Below are 20,927 nucleotides of genomic sequence, written 5' to 3' on the forward strand. Positions count from 1 at the left end.
GTAGTAAGAAAAGCGTAAGCGCCGCAGCTCTAGCGTACGAATTTCGTAGTCTTCGACGCAAGACTTAGGAACCCGTGCTGAGGTAGTCCACAAGCTATTGAAATTGTAGTGTAAATTTCACCTGGAGCTAGACAGAGTCTACATTAGTTAAATAATTAATTTTATTAAAAATTTATACTTTCTTACCTTTTGAAAAAGGGCCAAAACGATGGCCCTTTTCATTATTTTTTGCAAAGTTCAATTGCCAAGAAACTCCGAATCGATCTTCTACCCACCCAAACAAAGTGCTTACAGGTAATGAAGCTAATGACATTAAGACTTTTCCACCTTCCGATAATCTTCCGAATTTTTCCTTTGTTTCTTCTTCAGAATCACAGGTCACAAATAGTGAAATGGAAGGGGTAAAAGTAAAGCCATGCTTAATGGCACTATCTATACACATGAATGTTTGTCCTTGAATAGTGAAAGTGGCGTGTAAGATAGATCCGTCTTCTTGATAAAGAATATTATTTATTTCGGATTCCTCAAAAATAGAGGTGTAAAAATTCATCGCCTCATTAGCCTTACCTTCGAACATGAAGAAGGTAGAAATTTTTTGATTTGACTCTATCATCTAAATAACCGCCTTTGTAAATGATTGAATATTTCTTCAATTTCATCATTCCTACTATTAAAAACAAACATAAAGGCGTTCTTCTTAAAAAGAAAATCGCCATGATATCAAACAAAATACAAAATCAGAATAAAAAGGAGAATCATACCTAACTCTTACATAAAAAACCTTTTTTTGGGTAAATTAGCTTTTATAATGAATTATTCAAAATGAATACAATAAAAGCTTGTTCCATCTCACTTAAACATAGTAGTCAAATTTTATTCATTAAATGCTTAGCATTCGGGGGTTTATCATGCAACCGCCATTGATTCCAGAAAATAAAAAGTTCTCCCCTTATCTAATATTTTTTACTATTGCTGCAATGCAAATTGGGATTGGAGTATTAGGATTTCAACGGATAATCGCCAAATTAGCTGGATACGATTCATGGCAATCTGTTATTTTGGCTGGAATAAGTACACATATAATCTTGTGGTTTCTCTATAAACAATTAGAAACAGTTAATGGTGATATCACCGATGTTCACAGAGCCGTTTTTGGAAAATGGATTGGGAATCTTTTTAATATCTTTTTTGTATTTTATTTTTCCATGTATGTAGTGACTGTTCTGCGGACATATATTGAAGTAATTCAAGTATGGATGTTTCCTGATTTAAGTACCGCCTGGTTTGCATTGCTTTATTTACTTTTAAGTATCTACGTTATTAACGGTGGGATTCGAACAATTGTCGGCATTGCCTTTTTCGGCTCGATTCTCCCCTTTTATATTATTTTTTTCTATGGCTTTGCAATTCCTTATTCAGACTTTCGGCACTTTTTGCCATTATTTAATCATTCTTTTAACGATATCTTAAAGGCATCTCAAGGTATGTCATTAACCAATCTTGGCTATGAATTGATTATGGTTTACTATCCATTTATTAAGCAGCCAAATAAATCAAAAAAATGGGCACATGTTGGTTTGCTTTTCACTTCTTTTTTGAATTTGTATGTAACACTTATTACGTTTGCATTTTATTCGCAACCTCAATTACAAAAAGACATTTGGGCAACGCTGACCACCTTCAAGATTATACATTTTCCAGTTGTAGAACGATTTGAGTTCATTGGAATAGCAAATTGGTGTTTAGTTATACTTCCTATAATTTGTTTATCATTATGGAGTGCAAGCAGAATATTAAAAAGAACCTTAAAAGTCAAACAAAAATACGGAATTTACTTATTAAGCTTCTTTATATTTCTAGGGTGCTTACAATTTAAAACAAGATTACATATCGATACAATTAATAATTTACTCGCCGATGTTGGTTTTATCGTTAACTATCTTTATTTCCCTGGATTGTTTTTATTGCTAATGATAGTAAATAAAGTGAGGAAATGGGTTGGAAAGGCAAAATAGATATTCATTACTTTCACAATAAAATAATATTAATAGGAAATGAGATCTTCCGGTAAGGGAAGTCTCGTTTTTTCTTTATCATTTGTCTTTGGTATATTAGTTTGAATATTTCATTTTTGTTCTTGTTGTTGCAATTACGTTCCCATGTTACTATTCAAATATAAGGGGTTGAGGGGGAATAATATTGAGAATCACACAAACAACGGTAGGAATTTTGTTCGAGTTTTGGTGGCTTATTTTAGCTATTTTCGGATGGACAACACTTATTATTTTTTGGAGAAGAGCAAATAAACACGATCGCTAAAATTTCTAATGTTTCTAATCATGAAAAAATGGATGGAAGCCTTATTTCTCTAGTTGATTATTCATTTCTATTTCTATAATATAGGACTGTTGGCACAATTGATTATGAGAAATGTGCAAGCGCCTTGCTCATCGGCGTACGGATTTCGTAGTCTTCGACTGAGATAAAGGAAACACAGTGAGGTAGTTCACGAACTGATGTTGACTTATCGTAGGGAGGAGACGGAGAAATCCGCTAGCCGATAGGCGCTATTGAAATTGAAGTACAAATTTCACCTGGAGCTAGACAGAGACTATACTATTTTAATAATCTAGTTCGTAAAAAAAATTATAGTTCTGATTATTCCAAATAGAGGATTGGTTATGGTGACTAGGGCATCCACATTAAAACGGCGAAGATCCAAAAGCAGGAAGAGAATTTTAAGGAGCCTGTTGGTTTTTTGCCTACTCATTTTACTCCTAATTGGAGTCTCCTATCGTTTCATTCACAAAAAAGCAACACAATCTAAACCAATGGAACAAACGCATCAAAAACATATAACGGTAAAAACCGCTCCAAAAAATATAAACGACAAAACGAATCATATAGCGAGTGGAAAATCAAAAACAAAGCATTCCCAAAAAAGCATCGTAAAGAGCAAAGCTATTGATAATTATTTAAAAAGCATTCACTTTAACGGAACTGCTGTAGTGGTAAAAAATGGTCAGTTTGTCATCAATAAAGGCTACGGGCTTGCAGATAGAAAGAATCAAATACGGAACAATCCTAATACCCTTTACTATATTGGCTCCATTACGAAATCCTTTGTATCTGCATCCTTTATGCAGTTGGAGGATAAAGGCTTAGTAAATACTAATGATTTATTGTCTAAATACCTTCCAACATTCCCACATGCAAATGAAATAAGAATCTTTAACTTATTAACACATACATCTGGAATACCGGAACATATGGAGACAAATGACAAGCTTTCAAGAGAGCAGTTGATGGAGAAAATCGGCAAAGGTGCACAGGTCTTGCTATTCAAACCTGGAACACAATGGAATTATTCTGATTCAAATTATGCGATTATCGGTTACATCATTGAAAAAGTTACTGGTCAATCCTTACACGACTATATTCGCGAGCATATATTCAAGCCAGCAAATATGAAGGCATCAGGTTTTGGGGAAGATTTATCCCTTTCAACCAACCGCTCTATCGGCTACAAGCTAAAGGATAATTCTATCTACACACCAAATATGCCTGATTTTTCACAGTTGTTCGGGTGTGGTGATATCTATACATCCGCTTCAGATTTGTATAAGTTTGATTTAGCAATCCATTCGGGTAAATTATTTTCCGCGAAGAGCTCTAATCAAATCTATACTCCAAATAAATCGAATTACGGCTTCGGCTGGTATGTGGATCCTGGAAGTTATTCCTCACATGGAGTCATGCCTGGCTGGAATGGACTGAATAGTTATGCAAAAAGCGGAAAAATTTATGTAGTATTGCTGTCAAATATTCAAAACAACATTCAATCATTTGGTGTTGTAAATAATGATATATATATAAAATTAGCAAACTTTCAAGGTTCCTAAAAACAATAGGGCTGTTCGATTAGTCTATTTTTCGACTATTGAACAGCCCTTTTTATTAATTCCGGGTGTCAGGCACCTGGAATTTTTACTTGACTGATTGATTTTTTGATTTTAAAATAAATTAACTGTTCGATAACCTTCGAATGATTATTTTGTATGACGATTGTAGAATAAATAATAAAGAACGGAGAAACTTATGTGTATAGGATAAAGAAATGGTTTTCATATTTTCATCCCTTGGTTAACATTCTTTTGTTCGGTTCATTGTTTATTTCCATGACTGTTTCAATGAGCGCGCCCTTTCTTGCAATCTACTTAAAGAAATCAACTGATTTGGGTTATGGGCTTATTGGATTTATTATTGGGGTAACTCCATTAACTGCTGCATTTGGTGGAATTATTGGTGGTATTCTATCAGATCGGTTGGGACGTAAGCAGCTGATGATCATTTCCTTATTCGTGCTGTCTATTTCGTATGTGTTTTTGGTAGTAACTCCTAATCCAATTGCCTTAGTTATCATTAATAGTTTGAGAGGATTATCGTCCTCATTTTTTGCTACCATTTCAAAGGCATTAATGGCTGATTTAACAAAACAAAGTAAACGATATAAATTATTTTCCGTTAATTATATGGCTGCTAATATTGGATTTATTATCGGGCCAATGATCGGAGTATTATTAGGAGCAGCTGAAAATAAATCCACTTTCATATATACTGCAGTTTGTTATCTACTGTATGGAATTGGTTTAACCATTCTTCTTTCTTCCATCAAGGTTAGTCAATCAAACAAGGATATCGTTCAGAAATCTACTATTCTCAACTCCTTAACAACCATTAGAAAGGATATTATTTTGTTATTTTTTATCATGGGCGGAATTTTTCTTACGGTTGTTCATGGGCAAATATCCGTTATTCTTTCTCAATATTTAAATAAGAAGATGAGTGATGGAACCACTCTATTTGGTGTTCTTATGAGTACAAATGGAATAAGTGTCATTTGTTTGCAGATCCCGATTTTGCGATTATTTAATAAATGCACCGTACTGCAACGGTTATCATATGGAATTGGATTTTTCATACTTGGTGAAGCTGGATTCGCCTTTTCAACCACATGGTCATGGTTTATTATATCTATGGTAATATTTACTATAGGGGAAATGTTAATTGTCCCTGCAGAAAATGAACAGGTTGATGAGATAACGCCGAGTCATCTTAAAGGAGCCTATTATGGAGCGCAGGGATTCACCTCTATCGGAAGCTTTCTGGGTCCGTGGATTGGGGGCATCCTACTTTCTAAATGGGGTGGAAAGCCAATGTTTTTCACGATGATAATCATTGCGATTATTAGTTTGTCTTTTTATATGAAAGGACATCATTTAAAAAGGAAGGTCCATGTACAAAATAGTATGAATTCAAATGCATAATTCTTGCTAAAAAGATCCTACGACCTGCTCATCTTTTGTTGTTATTCGGCATATTTTCAAGTAGTTTTAGCAACCAATTATTTTTACACAGAAAAGAAGGCGAAATAGCATGTACCAAATTCGATTTTCATATTCTCCGGTATATGAGCTAATTACCAGCTTATATACTTACTTAAATATAAAACAACATAAAAACGGTGAAATGACGAAGCAATGGAAAGAAAAGACGAAACATACATTAACAAAGCAATTTGCAGAGGTATTGGAAAATGAAAAGTGGGAAGTGTTGCATCGAACGGTTCTGCTCGTTTCACAGTGCCCTAAAAATCATTCTACGAGAGATTTTTTATCTTGGTTTGAAAAAATCTCAACAGGAGAGCTTTATGATCGCCTTGCACCTTGGGTTCATGCTATCCCACTTAACCTCCAAGAAATAAGAGATCAAAGTGTATATCTTTTGTCAGAATGGAATCATCAATATTTTTCAAAACTAGATCCTGCATTATTTTCAGAGCTTGAACAACGGTCAAAACAAATGGAGCAATTAGCAACAAAGGAAAATCCATACACCGTTTTAAATAATGTGTCAAACGGATTAGTATTAGAGCCAACCGACACCCTAAATGAGGTAATCCTAGTTCCACAATATCATATGTACCCATATAACGTATTGGATTTCCATCGTGGTATGGCTACCCTTCTCTATCCATTCAAAAAAATGACTCCTGAGGAGGAAAGGCTGGAAGCAATTTATAAAAAATCACAAGGATTATCTGATAAAAACCGTCTAGATATATTAACTTTATTGATAGAAGGAAACCAAACCCTTACTTATATACAGGAGAAAACAGGTTTGGCAAAAAGCACTGTACATCACCATTTAACACTATTAGGCCAAGCAGGTATAATCAATAGACATTATTATGGTTCAAGTCAAGTTGCCTATTATAGTCTAAGATCTTCCTCTTTCCATGATTTAGTGAACCATTTTCATGCCATTGGATTATGTTAAGAGATTCATGCAATTTCAAAAAAATTGTGTATTGAAAACGAAGATAAAGAAATAGAAAAGGAGCCTCCCCCATGATTTTGAAGGGAACAAGGCTCCTTTTTGATGTTCAATCTACATATCTATTCTAAAGATCTTATCAGATCCATTTCAAATAGTCTTCTAAACGCATTACAATCTTGAATATTGTCTATTTTTTCTTTAATTTGGCGAGCACATTCATCTAGAGAAAGTTCAAATGTATTAATTTCAATATCATAAATGTTATGACCATGAATACGTTCTAATTGCCATTTTGCCTGTCCTATATGTCTGTCACCTCGTTCCTTTTCCCTTCTTTCAAGCTCTTGAATAGGGCAATGGACACCTACAAACACAGCAGGATATTCATGTAGAAGTCTTGCACATTCACCTAGCCAATCTTTTTCTTCAGGTATATCCAAGATAACCGTATCTACAATTACATTGAATCCTAAATCACTTAATAATTTGATACTGTGGTGCATGGCCGAAGCACTTTTACCAAGGTAATTCCAAAAATCTTTTTCTAAATGTTTCTCGGGAACCATGCCCTCAAATGTGTCTAATGATATATGAAAATATGGTTCAGCAAAAATATCCTGAAGTTTTCTAGTTAAACTCGTTTTTCCTGCACTTGATGTTCCATTTAAAAAGATGATATTTCCTTTCCCCACTAAACCCGCTCCCTTTTACAAAGACACGAAAAATTTTTAATCACATAATTACCCAAAAAGAAAACTGAATATACAGTTTACTTTATAGAATTTATTAAGAAATTTCAATCTCTCTTATATGTTTTTTTCATCTATTTTCTGTTCCCACTCACTCAAATACATCATCGGCCACTCTGGATTTTCCTCTGGCAATTTAGTGATAAATTCAATACTATTTCCATCAGGGTCATTAAAGTACACCATTGCATGACCAGAACTTGGCATAACAATAGGTTCAATAGGAGCAAATCCAAAATCCTCCCTCATTTCAATTCCACGTTCCTTTAACCATTCTTTTGCATTTTTCAAATCCTCTAACTCTACGGATAATGCAAGGTGCCGTAAGGACGGGTGATAAGGAGTTGATACAACTTGAGGATTTTCCCAAAGACCTATCCAACTTTCATGTTTTTTGATCCAGAAAAAGGCTAATGTTTTTCCTTTTTCGGCGAGCTCCAAACCTAATGATTGAAAAAATTGTACTGATCTTTCTAAATCACTAACTGGTAGATGTGCCTCATATAAATTTTGAATCATGTTTCTCCCTCCAAATTTTTCGTTTAAATACCTATCTTTAATACTTCAAAACAATACTCTAACCTACTTTTCTCTTTAATCTAATCTTAGTAGATGAAAGAATATCCTGTATCAATAAATTGATTGATATTTCTTTGAGACTTTAGTCGTACCATACACATATGTCTATTGAGAAATGAGAATAAGGTATTTCAATACAAATGGTCAACCATCACTATATGTTTTAATTAGAAAAGACACAGCAAAATTAGCTGTGCCTTTTTCTATTACTCAATGAAATTCCGAAATTAAATTTGGAACTGCTTCACAATCATTTTTTTGATAATCCTAATCTGCCCCCTATGATTCCATTCATCTTCGAAAACAGGAAACCATATTACCCTTGCTCCTTCTACTTCTTACTATTTAGCTGGTTTATGTTGAAAAACTACTTCAAATGTTGTTAATTCTGAATGTAACACGGGATTATCTTCTGAATTCCCCTCACTATTTTTTCCATGTGCCCTTTGGAACTTTCTGCTTTCTACCCAATCATTAAAAAATTGACGATCTTCCCATGTTGTACAAATTTTTAACTCATCGTATTCTGGGCTATTTTCCTTTTTCAATACTTCCATTAGGACAAAACCTTCAAAGGTATGTACAGATTTTGGTGTTTGAAAACGAGTAAGTATTTCATCGTCCTTTTTTAATTTGAATCGTATTCACCGCTTTCATCATCTTCATAATACTACCTCCTTAGTTTGTAAATATTCGACTACAGCTTGAGCAGATTCGCCACCTATTTGGGCATGACGAAAAAGTGGAATTCCATGCGGTCCTTTTGCATGAATCATATCTGGAAAACGTTCAATTATCGATTTCAAAATATTTAGCTCCCCAAGCATTGCAGCTGTAAAAATATCCATTCTTGCCCCTTTTTCAAGAAGCAATTCAGCTATCATCCTACTTCCCGTATGTGCAGCAGCACCTAGCCCACTTTCCCAATCGTCTCCTCCCCAATTCATAACCGAATGTATAAGCGCAGGTTCCTCAGAAAGAAGCTGTTTTACCTTAGCGAAATCTCCATGTGCTGCTACAATGAAGTCCCTTACCAGATCATGACTCAATGGCTCTCTTTTCAAATGGATCCTTCCTTTCTCCTAGCTTGATTGGGGTGAAAAATATCTTTCCATCTTCCTCATAAAGAGTGGCATCAATTTCAAAAATCGATTGAAACATTTCTCGACATAACACACATTGTGGAATCCCATCATATTGAATTTTGCCTTTCTTTAAGACAATAAGTCGATCGCTATAGCGAGCTGCCTGATTGATGTCATGTAAGACCATCACAACCGTCATTCCAAACCTTGCATTTAGCTCCTTAACAAGTTCCATTACTTCGAGCTGATGAGAAATATCAAGAAAAGTCGTCGGTTCATCTAATAACAAAATTTTCGGTCGCTGTGCAATAGCCATAGCAATCCATGCTCTTTGTCTTTCCCCACCCGAAAGAGATTGCAGCATTCGATTGCGTAAATGGTTTATCTTCGTAACATCGAATGCCCACTGAATAATGTCTTGGTCTTCATTCGTCAATCTACTGTGTGCACTACGATGTGGATATCTGCCGAACTCAACAAGTTCCTCTACTGTCATATCCAACTGATGATCTTGCATTTGTGGTAACATTGCTAATTTTTTTGCTACCTCTTGACTTTTCAACTGTTTAATATCTTTTCCATCGAGAATCACTTCTCCACCCATGGGTGAAATGAGTCGCGAAATCAACCGTAGTAAAGTAGATTTTCCAGATCCATTTGGTCCTATCAAACTAACAATCTCCCCTTTTTGTACATGTAAATCAATTGAATCTAAATAAAAGGAAGAACTATGCTTGAATGACACATTTTTAGTGAGAAGCAATCGAATCCCTCCGTCTTTGAATCATATATAAAAAGAATGGACCACCTAAAAAAGATAACAAAATGCCAACTGGCAATTCGATCGGATCAAAGGCACTTCTTGCTACTGTATCTGCAATAACAACGAGAAGTCCGCCGCCAAGTGCAGATGCAGGCAATAAATACCGATAATCTCCCCCGATGATTAATCGCAAAATATGGGGAACGACAAGTCCAACAAAACCAATTAATCCAGAAACACTTACCGCAATACCCGCAAGAAGCGTACTAATAATAATGAGAAAGAATCGGCTTCTTTCAACATTATGTCCGAGTAATTTCGCTACTTCATCTCCAAGTCTTAATATCCGAATATGCTTGATGAAAAAAAGCGCTAATACGAGTGCAACTATTACATAATAAATAATCATTTTGAATTGCACCCATCCCACACCTGCAATCCCTCCTGCAAGCCAGGGAAGAACCGACTGCACTCGATCGCTATAAATTAGCATTAATGCACTCATAAAGGAGCCGATGATAGCATTAATAGCAACCCCTACCAAAATAATTCTGACAGGTGAAGTTCCTCCCTTCCAAGACAATGCGTAAATAAGGAGTGATGTAATAAATGCTCCTAGAAAAGCCGCAAGAGGCAATAGAAATATGTATGCTGGAAAGATAATCATTATAACCGTTGCGGCAAGACCTGCTCCCGATGAAACCCCAATGATTCCTGGATCGGCTAAAGGATTTTTCATAACCCCTTGTAGTATTGCCCCTGATGAAGCCAAGCACATCCCGACTAGCATTCCAATTAACACTCTTGGAAACCGTAATTCCCATACAATCCTTCTTGGAAGTGAATCGTCTGTATTAACAATCCCTTTCCATATTTCACTAAAAGAAAAAGTAACAGGACCAATCATTAAGCTTACTATGCATGCAAGTATGAGGGTGATGCCGAATACCACAAAAACAATATTGCGCTTTCTTGCAAAAGGATGGGTATTTTTAAGCACTTTCACTTCTAATTCTTCCATGTTACTGAACCTTCGCTAATTCTTTTTTCATCACTTCTAATGCTTCGGTCACTTTCGTACCAGGATTTGTGCCAAATAAATTAGCCGGTAAGATAATGACATGACCACTTTTCACAGCATCTAAATTCTTCCAAGCAGCGTTTTTCTTCATTTCTTTTTCAAAAGCCGCTTTTACTCCATTAGGATCTCCGTGAGTAATCAGCATCACAACCTGTGGATTTCTTTCAATGATCTTCTCAATACTTAAACTTGCATATTGTGGATAGCTCTTCTCTTGGTTAAAGTCAGCAGCAATATTTTCTCCACCAACCTTTTCTAATAAATCACCCGAAAGTGAATTTGGAAGCGCGGCTAGATACGTTCCTGGTGCGCCATAGACTAATAGAGCTCTAACAGGATTTGTTTTATTATCTTCTTCACTTGCTATCTTTTCTGTAATCGATTTATTTAAGTTCTCGGCAGCCACTTCTTTTTTGAACATTTTTCCGTACATACTAATCATTTTTTGAATATCCTCAATTGAATCTGCCTGAGTATATACAACCTTCGTCCCTTGTCTTTCTATATTTGCAGCTTGCTGCTCAAAACCAATAGATGCGACTAACACATCTGGATGAACTTCCGCAATTTTTTCAAAGTTTGGTTGGTGAGGATTACCGATCTCTGTAATATCTTTTATTTCATTTTCAACTGGGCCACTTGCGGTTGGACGCCCCGTTACGTTCGCACCCAAAGCAAGCAAAATATCAAGATCTCCTGAACTCAAAGTCGCAATGGACTTCGGAACAGATTTAAAGGTAATTTTTTGTCCGGATGCATCTATTATTTCAATAGATGATGATTCTGGTTTACTATTTTCAGCAGCATCTTTTTGATTACTATTTCCGCATGCTCCTAAAACGAGTAATAGTAGCACAGAAAAGAAAATCATACATGTTTTCTTCATTATTTATCCCCCTAAACCATATAATTGATAATGATTATCAATATAAATTATATACAATATACATGAGAATGATTCTCATTGTCAATTACATTTTTGCTGATTTTAATTTATGGGATACTCAAAGAGTCATTATGGTAGTAATTAATTGGAAAAAAACATCACTTGGTTTCGATGTAAATCTCCATTTTATACTTATCGATTTTCTTATCGTTCAATAGAACTTTTCCTTTGACCGCGTGAAAGCCCCTTTTGCAAACAACCATAAAGATTGTTTACAAAAGGGGCTTCCTAAATCATCAAGCGCTATTTTGGGGGAATTTTTAAAAAAAATCTGCTTCCCAGTATGGTTTTAACTATTAATATAAAATAAAGCAGCACGTCATTATGATCAGAAACCGTAAGCTTCTTCTTTTGCTTTTCTTACAAGATCCATTGCATTAAAGATTTGAATTGTGTCGTCAACCAGATGATCTAAACGGAAAAGAATATCATCGTTAATGATTTCCTTACGGTAGAAGTCTTTTTCTTCTATGAATACATAAGTTGGAACGATGTGAGCTTTCATATATGCTAGAATGGGTTTTAATTGTTGCTCCACCATTAAATAATGCTTCGCTGTACCAGCCGTTACGACACTGCTTACGACTTTATCACGAAAAGCGTTAACTGGTAGTAAGTCAAAGATGTTTTTTAGTGTTGCCGGAATGGATGCTTGGAATACTGGTGTCCCAATAATGATGGCATCTGCTCCCATAATGGTCTCTGTAACGTATTTGGTATCTCCATCATATTCAAAGTAATTACGTCCATCGCTGAATTCCACAGTATAATCAGCTAAATCTAGTAGTGTGACTTCATGCTCAGGGTATTTTTTTTCAAGCATTTCTACTGTTTTAAGCATTGCTACTCTTGTATTTGAACCTACAATAGATCCAGCTATTACTACGATTTTCATGTTGTTCGCCCCTTTTATTTTCCTGTATATTTTTTAAGTGCTGGAATGATATCGTTGCCGATAATTTCAATATTTTTCATAATCTTCTCGAAAGGTACCCCGCCAAAATCAATTTGCGCCATAAAACGTTGCATACCATAAAGTTCATATTGATAAAGCAATTTTTCAATTATTTGTTCTTTGCTGCCAACCATTAATGCATCACGTGTATCAGGTGCTTGAGCGAATTGTTGCTTAGGGTATCCACCACCGCGAATCGCAATAAATCCACCATTAATATGTGGGTACATGCCTTGTAATGCTTCTTTTGTTGTATCTGCCACATAGAACAAGCTTGTTGTCGCAATGGGTAATGTTTTTGGATCAAAGCCGCTTTTTTCAGCTGCCTCACGATAGGCATCAACGGAAGGCTTAAAGTTAATTGCTGGGCCTCCTAAAGTAGTCAGCGTCATAGGAATTCCCATAAAACCGGCTTTAATGGCACTCGCCGGTGGTCCGCCGACTGCACGCCAAATTGGAATTCTGCCATTTTTGGGCTGCGGCAGGATATGGGCATTTTGTAATGGCGGTCGGAACTCACCTTGCCAAGTAATCTGTTCTTCTTCATTTATTTTTTTTAGTAGTTCTAATTTCTCTTCAAAAATTTCCTCATAATCCTGTAAATTAACACCGAGTAATTGGTAAGCACCTACACGCGAGCCGCGACCGGCAACAATTTCCGCACGGCCATCTGAAATTAAATCAATAGTGGCGAAGTCCTCATACACACGTATAGGGTCTGATACACTAAGAACGGTGGCCGAGCTTGTGATTTTAATCTTATTAGTCGCTTGAGCGATTGCACCTAAAACAACCGTATGTGCTTGTGTGGTGAAATAGGTTTGGTGACTTTCACCAACACCAAATACATCAATCCCTGCTTGTTCAGCTAGTTTACTTGCCTCAATTAACTCATTAATACGTTGCCCTGATGGTATACGAGAACCCGTTAATGGGTTGGGCATGTGATCACCTAAAGAGTAAAGTCCAAATTCTATTCCTTTGGATGGGTCAATTCGATATTGTTCCATAATTAATTCTCCTCAATTGGTTCTAGATTTTCTTCAATTTCAGTACGACGATTTTCTAAAAACGGCGGTAAATCTAATTTTTCACCGAGTGTTTCAATATCTCCGTCGATAATAAAGCCTGGTCCGTCTGTTGCAATTTCAAAAAGAACACCGTTTGATTCTCTAAAATATAAGCTTTTAAAGTAGAAGCGATCTACAATGCCTGATGAATGAAAGCCGCGTGCCCGTACTTGTTCATCCCAGTAGGCAAGCTCATCCTCACCTTTGACACGAATTGCTAAATGATGGATACTTCCTCGTCCTGGTTTTTCAGCTGGACCGTCTAAATATTTCACAACGATTTCACCGAATACCTCGCCTTGAACCGCTTGGAAAATCGCTTCATCTTTCGTACGTGAAGCTTCTTTATAGCCAAACATTTCAGTTAGTGTTCGTGTTAGTTTATCAAGCCTGCGCACCGTTATTTCCACTGATCCCATGCCTTGAATTTGATGTTCTATAGGTAAATTTGATTTTTCCCACGTTTCCCAGTGCTCTACTTTCTCCCCATTTGATACAAGTAGAACCATTCGTAATCCTTCTGGATCTTCAAAGTGCAGAGCAAGTCGGTTTGCATACGTTGTGATATCACTATGCTGAACTTGGTAATCATCAAAACGCGCTTTCCAATAAGTTAAGCTCTTTTCTGTTGGTACAAGTAATCCAATTTGGGTAATGGCATTAGTACCTCTGTATGTGCGCCCAACGATTGGGATTTCAAAAAATGATAGTTCCGTGCCTGGACTTCCAGTTTTATCTCCGTAAAATAAGTGGTACATCGATGGATCATCTTGGTTGACTGTCATTTTCACACGGCGTAAACCAAGTACATCTCGATAAAAATGGTTATTTTGTTTCGCATCCTTTGTAATCATTGAAATATGATGATGGCCTTGAATAGTGTACATATATTTTCCCTCCTAATTATCAGTTGATTAATCAAGTGATAAAGTAAAAAAATTAGCTTTTTTTCATTTTCTTTTTTTCACTATTTTTTTGTACACGGGACATAAGTGAATATAAAACTTTTTGTTCTTCCTCAGATAAACATTCATCAAAGAATGATGATTGGAACGCAAGCTGAGCTCCAAATGCATTATCCAGTTTTTCGCGTCCTTTCTTTGATAGTGAAATGGTTTTCGTTTTCCACTCTTGCTTCCGTTCAATAAGTCCGTCTTTTTCGAGGCGAACAAGCATACGAGAAATACCGCCTTGTGTCACTGTTACTTTTTCAGCTAGATCACATTGTGTTAATGGTTCGTAAGTTGAAATTTGCATTAACACATCAAATTGTGCGGTTGTCAAATCAAATTGCTTCAAAAAATCATTTGATAATAAGTTACTTTGATGTGTAAACCGTGTGAGTCGTAGCCAAATTAATGACCCGAGAGTATTATTCTGCATATTGTTTGTCACTCCCTTTCATTACTCTCACTTTACTACTCAACTGATAAAAACACAAGTAAATTATCTTGAATTTGAATATTGTTGAAAAGTAAAAAAATCAGTGGGACTTCGTCGAATTTATAATTTATATTTAAAGACGGCAAAATCGTAATAATTTTTTCTAATATCTTAATAGCATTTTCCTATTACACCCAATATCTTCAAAATGATAGAATATTACTAAATGGAGCTGATACCTATCATTGTGCTTTCTAATATTGAAAACGATATAATAATAAATACCTTCATATTAAATAGATCAATAATTGTTGCTGCATAATCATTTAAAAAAAGAATATTTTATTCATATGAAGAAAGTAGGATTAGTTATGGACAATATTAAAAATATTTATTGTGTTGGTCGAAACTATGCTGCCCACGCAAAAGAGTTAAATAATGAAATTCCTAAATCGCCATTTCTATTTTTAAAGCCTACCCATTCCCTAGTCGAGGCAAAAGGGCAAGGGATTTCATTTCCAAGAAATCAGGGGGCAGTTCACTTTGAAACCGAACTGGTTATTAGAATTGGAAGACATTATGAAAAAGGAATAAAAGCGGATGATTTGATTGATAGGATGGCAATTGGTCTGGATTTTACATTAAGAGATGTTCAAAACGAACTAAAGAAAAAAGGACAGCCATGGCTACTTGCAAAAGGATTTCAAAATTCAGGTGTAATTAGTAAATTTATAGCTTTTCCTGGAATGGAAGAAATGAAGAAAACTGATTTTTCTCTTGTGAAAAATGGAATGAAAGTACAACAAGGAAATATTCAAAATATGATTTTTGATTTGCAGACAATTATTGATTTTACAGCATTTCACTTTGGTTTGGGAGAAGGAGATATAATATTTACCGGAACTCCAGAGGGAGTAGGAGAAGTTGTAGACAAGGATCATTTGTCATTATTATGGGGAGATAAAGTTCTTGGTGAATGCTTTATTAAATTAGTGTAGCTGCATAGTTTACATATTCGCTTATATGTTTAATGTAATAGCTTGGTATGAATTTTTACGTGAAATTAAAATTGCCATAAAACAGGCGGTTTTAATTTCACTCAATAAGGGCACACAAGCTTCACACGAAAATTAACAATTAAAATAACAAAAAGAGCTGGATAATTCCAAACTATTCTTCATTAACTTACTGTTTCTTCAATGAAAGCCCTACTTATTAGACTTAATTAGCTTTTCTTCGCGGCAGCAAAGATTTCCAGCAATTCCTTAATATCAAAACCGGTTATTCCTGAAATCTTTCCTTGATCGTTGAGAGTCATATATCCAGTGATGGTAGATCTGTTTGTTTTACCATCTTTAGAGCATTCCACCTCAGCTTCAAAGGTATAAGAATTAAATTTGCTATTTTCCAATTGCACTTCAATATGTGTTGGTTTTAATTCATACCCAGCAGAATGTGCGGGCAATAGAACAGTAAACCCTAGACTTGTACTAACAAATTCTTCAAAGTAACTTTCTGCTATAAGATTCCCATAGGTGTCTTTTAAATATTGAATTTGTGCCGGTATATCATGTGAATTAAGTACCTCTTTTAGTTCGTTAGTAGTGGTTAATTCTTTTTCAACGAATGTTTTAACTGTCTTCATGTTTTTTGAATCGGTCTCTGAATTTTCCCCATTATCTTTTGAAGAAACAGGAGTCGTAATTTCACCCTTGTCTTTCGAAGTAGTGGGATTTAAATTAGAACAACCTACAACTGAAATAAGTACCGACGTAATAATCACACATTTCATTAAAAGCCCTTTCATAAGATCCCCCCTAAGCTTAATGAATTCAATTTTTAACGAATGGATCCAGTTCACGTTTTCAAATCGCCACTCAAATTTCAAAGGTAAATTTGGAAATTTTAAACTTATAACAATAAGCTGGATTCTTCCACTTTATGATTTGATTACTAATGGTTTCTAAATTTATTTTGTAATAAATAATAAAAAAATAGTGGTGTCCCTAATATCGACCTTTTCCATAGCCTTTTGGGTTCATGAACTAACCTAAAAACCCATTCCATCCGCGCTTTCCTTACTACATTTGGCGCCCTTTTTACTCTATTTGAAGAAAAATCTAAAAACGCACCTACTCCCATAAAAAGACTTGCATTAATTTTTGTGTAATTTTCAGATATCCAATTTTCTTGATAAGGAACTCCTAACCCGACTATTAAGATATCTGGTTTAGAATTATTTATTTTCTGTATTAATACATCATTGTCCTTAAAATATCCATCAGCGCATCCGACTATAGATAATTTAGGGTAATACTTTTTAAAATTTTCTGCTGCTTTTTCTGCAACTCCATAGGCTCCTCCTAATAAAAAGACCTTAAAACCTTGATCATTGGCTAATTCTAATATTTTTGGTGTTAAATCCGTGCCATTAAGGTTCTCATCAAAATTAAACCCAAATATTTTTGCTCCCACTTCGACACCAATTCCATCATTTAATACATAATCAGCATTATTTAGATTAGTAGAGTATTCACTATCATTTTGTGAAAGAATATAACAATATGCGTTTAAAAAAAATAATTTAAACTTCTCCTTATTAATTACCTTTTTCATAATTTCATTTAGAATTTCATTTGTATTTGTACAATTAATTTTTATATTCCCTAGACTTTTTATTTCCATCCTTGAGTTTACATCCTTTAAAAAACTGTATATTTAATCACTCACAAATTTCACCAGACATTATTTCGTTCGATAAGAATCTTCTCTAAATCTTGAATTATCCTATCGTTTCACCTAGGTAACTAAGTTGGGTTATTGAACCCTATTTAAGGTGTAACTATTATATATATTCTACACTTTAAAAAGTTTTTCCTTGTTTCACTACCATCTCGTTTAGCTTAAGAACATCGTATAATTTATGTTCATTGCTTCACAATTTTTAAAAATTATTTTTCATAACAAAAGCCGCCATTATGTCGGCAGCATTGTTTTTAAAAACTCCCCTAATTCTTTTTCAAACAAATATAATAATCAAAGAATAGCTAACCCTTGCGATCCAAAGTAAGGAAAGTTAGTCCAAGTAGCAACCTGCAATCTGACCAGACTTCCATCTTCTTGAATATTGAATACGGAGACTGTACCTTGGTTTCCGTTAAGGGTGTAAAAATGCCGTCCATCTTTACTCACTCCAACATCCATCGGTAGTCCTAGAGCTGTACCTGGAGGTGTACTGGTAATATGCCTTACCACCGACAATGCTCCATTGGGATTGATTCTGTAAGTAGAAATGGTGCCGCTTAAAGTATTCGTAACGTATGCAAAACGTTCATCCTTTGTTGCTATAACCCAGCATGCGGTTTTATATCCGTTTGGGACAGAGCCACTGATCACATGAAGGATCCCGTCCTTACTCATTGAATAGGATGACAGGGCATTTGAAACTGCTTCAGTAACTAAGAGGATTCCAGAGGATAGAAAATAAGCACCCAATGGTCCTTGACCATAAGATTCATTAACGATTGGTTCTGAAACCGTACCATTTTGATTAACAAGGAATACACTTAGATGGTTTGAAGTAAGCTCGGATACAAGGATTTTTCTACCATCACGAGTGAAGAGAACTTGAGCGGGCTGAGCATTGAAAGTACTGAGAGAATGGGTAGATCCGGGAATGGGAGTAAGGAGTCCGTTATTATCTATGTGAAAACCAGTGATATTGGAGGAGAAATTGTTAGCCGCATTCCCCACATTGGCTACATATACAAGATTACCAAACACATCTATAGTATTGGGCTGAGCACCTCCTGATGGCTTCACATCCACGAGAACGGGTGCACCGCTGTCAGTAATGATGAAACTGCTGATACTATGGCTGCCAGCGTTCACTGCAAGCAGGAAACGTCCATTGAGGGACAAAGTTAGAGCTCCTTGTGATGTAAGAGGATCGACTCCATCGTTTGCCGTTGCCGTAGAGACTTCCTTGGTACCTGTACCTCTACCATAAGTTGGGTAGGAACCCACAAATGTGAGCATTCCATTCATGTCCCTGGAAAAGGCAATGATTTGATTCATCGTTTCATTATTGGTCATAATGTAAACCATACTTGCATTTGCACGGGAATATTTGTTTATATACATGTTATAACTTTCCTCCTTTCATAGTTTTATATGGTGCTTTTACTACTTTAATTCCCAAAATTAACGCAAAACATCATCCGTTATCCCTCAGCCTAACTTTAGTTATAACAACAAATGAAAAAAGACTGCAAAAACTGCAGTCCAAATGTTATTTTATGAAAGTTACCCGCTGTTTAAATTCATTGCTACATAAATTTACATTGTTTAAGGGAGATTCAGTAAAGTACGGATTTACAACGGCAAAGAATTTCAATCCTTATTTTACATAATTAATTTTAAATAGGATTGTATTTTCTTTTTCTAAATATTACTTTCCACAGCATGCGTGCACTTGGTTTGGTAACTATCTAATTTTTACAATTATTTTTCCTTTAGCCCTTCCTGCTTCTGAATACTCCATCGCCTTTTGAATATCTTCAAAACTAAAAACTCTATCAATTACAGGGGTGATGTCCCCAGATTCAATAAAGTTTGCAATAGTGCTTAATTGATCTCCACTTGGCTTCATAAACAAAAACGTATATGGAACATTATGCTTTTTTTCAAGTGCAGTAAGTTTATAACTTGCTGCAGAAAACAACATCCTTTTAAAAAATCCTAAACCGTACTCTTTAGCAAAACGACCATTTGGTAACCCCGAAACGGAAACAATTTTCCCGCCACTTTTTAAAACATTAAAAGATTTTTCGAGTGACTTGCCCCCGAGAGTATCAAATACTGCATCATAATTTTTCAGGATATCTTCAAATTTTTCTGTTTTGTAATTGATAATTTCATCTGCACCAAGTGATTTTACTAAATTCGTACCTGCTTCACTGGTAGTTGTAGCAACAGTGGCTCCCTTTAATTTTGCCAGTTGAATAGCAAAGGTACCTACACCACCAGCCCCAGCATGAATCAAAATCTTTTGTCCTTTTTGTAATTGCAGTATGTCATGTAAAACTTGATATGAGGTTAACCCAACCAGTGGAATGGATGCTGCTTCCTCGAAGCTCAAATTTTTAGGTTTTAAGGCTATGTCCTTTTCATGAATGGAAATATATTCTGCAAAAGTACCGATGTTACTCTTACATGGACGTCCATATATTTCATCACCAACTTTAAAACGAGTCACTTTTGCGCCAACCTTAGCCACGACACCAGAAAAATCATTCCCAAGGATAAGAGGCATTTTATACTTAATTAACAATTTCACTTTCCCATCGCGTATCTTAAAATCAATAGGATTAATACTAGCTGCATGAATTTCTGCAAGTACCTCATAATCGCCAATTTCGGGTGTGGGCATTTCTGCCAAACGCAACGGGACTTTCCCATACCTATCAATAATCATTGCTCTCATTGTCAATACCTCCAAATCACATGCCTTTAATAAAACTCCATAAACTTTTCGACATCCAACACAAGATTTTTTAATAAACCTAATTTTGTACTACGAACATCTATATAATAAAAATTTTTTGTGCCCTCTTTACGCATTAAAATAACACCTGCATCTCTCAAAATCTTAAGATGATGCGACACAGCCGGACGAGAGAGATGTGTTTGTTTTGTTCCGTGATTTCACCTACACGCAATCCCGTTTGACAATCGGTTCCCATTAAAACTAATAAGATAGATTGCCGTGTTTCATCCCCAATTGCTAATAGTACCTTTTGACAATTAATAAAATCTTCTTTGATTATCTTTAGTTGGTCATGTTTATTCATTTTATTAGATACCTCCAACAATCGGTTAAATGGTTTAAGTTAATGAACCGTTTAACCGAATACAACAATATGTAAACAAGGGGACGGTTCTCGCGTTTCAGAAACGCAAGAACCGTCCCCTTGTT

21 protein-coding genes and 1 pseudogene are annotated in these 20,927 nt (G+C 35.4%); 5 read left to right on the forward strand and 17 right to left on the reverse strand.

The window, feature by feature from the left end; translation table 11 throughout:
- Nucleotides 1-172: 172 nt before the first annotated feature.
- The gene (locus tag AC3WJF_RS11765; RefSeq protein WP_492452346.1) at nt 173-613 is read right to left on the reverse strand and encodes a VOC family protein; all 441 of its coding nucleotides are present in this window, start codon (nt 611-613) and stop codon (nt 173-175) included.
- 295 nt (nt 614-908) lie between these two features.
- Between AC3WJF_RS11765 and AC3WJF_RS11770 the strand changes: the two genes are divergently transcribed.
- The 4 genes from AC3WJF_RS11770 (at nt 909) to AC3WJF_RS11785 (ending at nt 6,339) form a co-directional block, all read left to right on the forward strand.
- The gene (locus AC3WJF_RS11770; RefSeq protein ID WP_492452348.1) at nt 909-2,015 is read left to right on the forward strand and encodes a GerAB/ArcD/ProY family transporter; all 1,107 of its coding nucleotides are present in this window, start codon (nt 909-911) and stop codon (nt 2,013-2,015) included.
- 666 nt (nt 2,016-2,681) lie between these two features.
- Nucleotides 2,682-3,902 (forward strand): serine hydrolase domain-containing protein, encoded by a 1,221-nt coding sequence (locus AC3WJF_RS11775; protein WP_492452350.1) that lies wholly within the window; start codon nt 2,682-2,684, stop codon nt 3,900-3,902.
- 198 nt (nt 3,903-4,100) lie between these two features.
- On the forward strand, nt 4,101-5,327 hold the full coding sequence (locus tag AC3WJF_RS11780; RefSeq protein ID WP_492452352.1) for an MDR family MFS transporter: 1,227 nt from the start codon (nt 4,101-4,103) through the stop codon (nt 5,325-5,327).
- 109 nt (nt 5,328-5,436) lie between these two features.
- Entirely contained in the window at nt 5,437-6,339 is a 903-nt protein-coding gene (locus AC3WJF_RS11785) for an ArsR/SmtB family transcription factor (RefSeq protein WP_492452354.1), read from the forward strand.
- A 119-nt stretch (nt 6,340-6,458) separates the two neighbouring features.
- Here AC3WJF_RS11785 and AC3WJF_RS11790 read toward each other — a convergent pair whose 3' ends face one another.
- The 11 genes from AC3WJF_RS11790 to AC3WJF_RS11840 form a co-directional block, all read right to left on the reverse strand.
- Entirely contained in the window at nt 6,459-7,031 is a 573-nt protein-coding gene (locus tag AC3WJF_RS11790) for a chloramphenicol phosphotransferase CPT family protein (protein ID WP_492452356.1), read from the reverse strand.
- Between the two features lie 114 nt (nt 7,032-7,145).
- Nucleotides 7,146-7,607 (reverse strand): VOC family protein, encoded by a 462-nt coding sequence (locus tag AC3WJF_RS11795; protein WP_492452358.1) that lies wholly within the window; start codon nt 7,605-7,607, stop codon nt 7,146-7,148.
- 401 nt (nt 7,608-8,008) lie between these two features.
- Nucleotides 8,009-8,311 (reverse strand): antibiotic biosynthesis monooxygenase, encoded by a 303-nt coding sequence (locus AC3WJF_RS11800; RefSeq protein ID WP_492452387.1) that lies wholly within the window; start codon nt 8,309-8,311, stop codon nt 8,009-8,011.
- An 18-nt stretch (nt 8,312-8,329) separates the two neighbouring features.
- Entirely contained in the window at nt 8,330-8,731 is a 402-nt protein-coding gene (locus AC3WJF_RS11805; protein ID WP_492452360.1) for an ankyrin repeat domain-containing protein, read from the reverse strand.
- Nucleotides 8,706-9,515, reverse strand: coding sequence for an ABC transporter ATP-binding protein (locus tag AC3WJF_RS11810; protein WP_492452362.1), 810 nt, complete (start codon nt 9,513-9,515; stop codon nt 8,706-8,708). Before AC3WJF_RS11810 ends, AC3WJF_RS11805 begins: the two co-directional genes overlap by 26 nt.
- Nucleotides 9,502-10,536, reverse strand: coding sequence for a FecCD family ABC transporter permease (locus AC3WJF_RS11815; protein WP_492452364.1), 1,035 nt, complete (start codon nt 10,534-10,536; stop codon nt 9,502-9,504). The genes AC3WJF_RS11810 and AC3WJF_RS11815 overlap by 14 nt, the downstream gene beginning before the upstream one ends.
- 1 nt (nt 10,537) lies before the next feature.
- On the reverse strand, nt 10,538-11,482 hold the full coding sequence (locus tag AC3WJF_RS11820) for an ABC transporter substrate-binding protein (protein WP_492452366.1): 945 nt from the start codon (nt 11,480-11,482) through the stop codon (nt 10,538-10,540).
- A gap of 388 nt (nt 11,483-11,870) precedes the next feature.
- Nucleotides 11,871-12,437 (reverse strand): NADPH-dependent FMN reductase, encoded by a 567-nt coding sequence (locus AC3WJF_RS11825; RefSeq protein ID WP_492452368.1) that lies wholly within the window; start codon nt 12,435-12,437, stop codon nt 11,871-11,873.
- Between the two features lie 14 nt (nt 12,438-12,451).
- Nucleotides 12,452-13,507, reverse strand: coding sequence for an LLM class flavin-dependent oxidoreductase (locus tag AC3WJF_RS11830; protein ID WP_492452370.1), 1,056 nt, complete (start codon nt 13,505-13,507; stop codon nt 12,452-12,454).
- Nucleotides 13,508-13,509: 2 nt separating this feature from the next.
- Nucleotides 13,510-14,454, reverse strand: coding sequence for a ring-cleaving dioxygenase (locus tag AC3WJF_RS11835; protein ID WP_492452372.1), 945 nt, complete (start codon nt 14,452-14,454; stop codon nt 13,510-13,512).
- 52 nt (nt 14,455-14,506) lie between these two features.
- A complete protein-coding gene (locus tag AC3WJF_RS11840; protein ID WP_492452374.1) occupies nt 14,507-14,950 on the reverse strand; it encodes a MarR family winged helix-turn-helix transcriptional regulator in 444 nt (147 codons plus the stop codon).
- 371 nt (nt 14,951-15,321) lie between these two features.
- On the opposite strand from AC3WJF_RS11840, the gene AC3WJF_RS11845 reads away from it, so the two are divergent.
- Nucleotides 15,322-15,948 (forward strand): fumarylacetoacetate hydrolase family protein, encoded by a 627-nt coding sequence (locus AC3WJF_RS11845; RefSeq protein WP_492452376.1) that lies wholly within the window; start codon nt 15,322-15,324, stop codon nt 15,946-15,948.
- Nucleotides 15,949-16,175: 227 nt separating this feature from the next.
- On the opposite strand, the gene AC3WJF_RS11850 is transcribed toward AC3WJF_RS11845, so the two are convergent.
- The 5 genes and pseudogenes from AC3WJF_RS11850 to AC3WJF_RS11870 all read right to left on the reverse strand — a co-directional run bounded on the left by AC3WJF_RS11850 (nt 16,176) and on the right by AC3WJF_RS11870 (nt 20,802).
- Nucleotides 16,176-16,757 (reverse strand): hypothetical protein, encoded by a 582-nt coding sequence (locus AC3WJF_RS11850; protein WP_492452378.1) that lies wholly within the window; start codon nt 16,755-16,757, stop codon nt 16,176-16,178.
- Between the two features lie 146 nt (nt 16,758-16,903).
- Nucleotides 16,904-17,635 (reverse strand): WecB/TagA/CpsF family glycosyltransferase, encoded by a 732-nt coding sequence (locus AC3WJF_RS11855; protein ID WP_492452380.1) that lies wholly within the window; start codon nt 17,633-17,635, stop codon nt 16,904-16,906.
- Nucleotides 17,636-17,986: 351 nt separating this feature from the next.
- A complete protein-coding gene (locus tag AC3WJF_RS11860; RefSeq protein ID WP_492452381.1) occupies nt 17,987-19,093 on the reverse strand; it encodes a lactonase family protein in 1,107 nt (368 codons plus the stop codon).
- Nucleotides 19,094-19,436: 343 nt separating this feature from the next.
- The gene (locus AC3WJF_RS11865) at nt 19,437-20,435 is read right to left on the reverse strand and encodes an NADP-dependent oxidoreductase (RefSeq protein WP_492452383.1); all 999 of its coding nucleotides are present in this window, start codon (nt 20,433-20,435) and stop codon (nt 19,437-19,439) included.
- A gap of 26 nt (nt 20,436-20,461) precedes the next feature.
- Nucleotides 20,462-20,802, reverse strand: a pseudogene (locus AC3WJF_RS11870) (ArsR/SmtB family transcription factor).
- Nucleotides 20,803-20,927: the final 125 nt, after the last annotated feature.

It is taken from the genome of Heyndrickxia sp. FW510-T9, from assembly GCF_058781025.1.

Excerpts from the sequence above, each read along its gene's own strand:
- AC3WJF_RS11765 (WP_492452346.1), bottom strand. The coding sequence starts at position 613 with ATGATAGAGTCAAATCAAAAAATTTCTACCTTCTTCATGTTCGAAGGT.
- AC3WJF_RS11770 (WP_492452348.1), top strand. The coding sequence starts at position 909 with ATGCAACCGCCATTGATTCCAGAAAATAAAAAGTTCTCCCCTTATCTA.
- AC3WJF_RS11775 (WP_492452350.1), top strand. The coding sequence starts at position 2,682 with ATGGTGACTAGGGCATCCACATTAAAACGGCGAAGATCCAAAAGCAGG.
- AC3WJF_RS11785 (WP_492452354.1), top strand. The coding sequence starts at position 5,437 with ATGTACCAAATTCGATTTTCATATTCTCCGGTATATGAGCTAATTACC.
- AC3WJF_RS11795 (WP_492452358.1), bottom strand. The coding sequence starts at position 7,607 with ATGATTCAAAATTTATATGAGGCACATCTACCAGTTAGTGATTTAGAA.
- AC3WJF_RS11815 (WP_492452364.1), bottom strand. The coding sequence starts at position 10,536 with ATGGAAGAATTAGAAGTGAAAGTGCTTAAAAATACCCATCCTTTTGCA.
- AC3WJF_RS11820 (WP_492452366.1), bottom strand. The coding sequence starts at position 11,482 with ATGAAGAAAACATGTATGATTTTCTTTTCTGTGCTACTATTACTCGTT.
- AC3WJF_RS11825 (WP_492452368.1), bottom strand. The coding sequence starts at position 12,437 with ATGAAAATCGTAGTAATAGCTGGATCTATTGTAGGTTCAAATACAAGA.
- AC3WJF_RS11830 (WP_492452370.1), bottom strand. The coding sequence starts at position 13,507 with ATGGAACAATATCGAATTGACCCATCCAAAGGAATAGAATTTGGACTT.
- AC3WJF_RS11835 (WP_492452372.1), bottom strand. The coding sequence starts at position 14,454 with ATGTACACTATTCAAGGCCATCATCATATTTCAATGATTACAAAGGAT.
- AC3WJF_RS11840 (WP_492452374.1), bottom strand. The coding sequence starts at position 14,950 with ATGCAGAATAATACTCTCGGGTCATTAATTTGGCTACGACTCACACGG.
- AC3WJF_RS11845 (WP_492452376.1), top strand. The coding sequence starts at position 15,322 with ATGGACAATATTAAAAATATTTATTGTGTTGGTCGAAACTATGCTGCC.
- AC3WJF_RS11850 (WP_492452378.1), bottom strand. The coding sequence starts at position 16,757 with ATGAAAGGGCTTTTAATGAAATGTGTGATTATTACGTCGGTACTTATT.
- AC3WJF_RS11855 (WP_492452380.1), bottom strand. The coding sequence starts at position 17,635 with ATGGAAATAAAAAGTCTAGGGAATATAAAAATTAATTGTACAAATACA.
- AC3WJF_RS11860 (WP_492452381.1), bottom strand. The coding sequence starts at position 19,093 with ATGTATATAAACAAATATTCCCGTGCAAATGCAAGTATGGTTTACATT.
- AC3WJF_RS11865 (WP_492452383.1), bottom strand. The coding sequence starts at position 20,435 with ATGAGAGCAATGATTATTGATAGGTATGGGAAAGTCCCGTTGCGTTTG.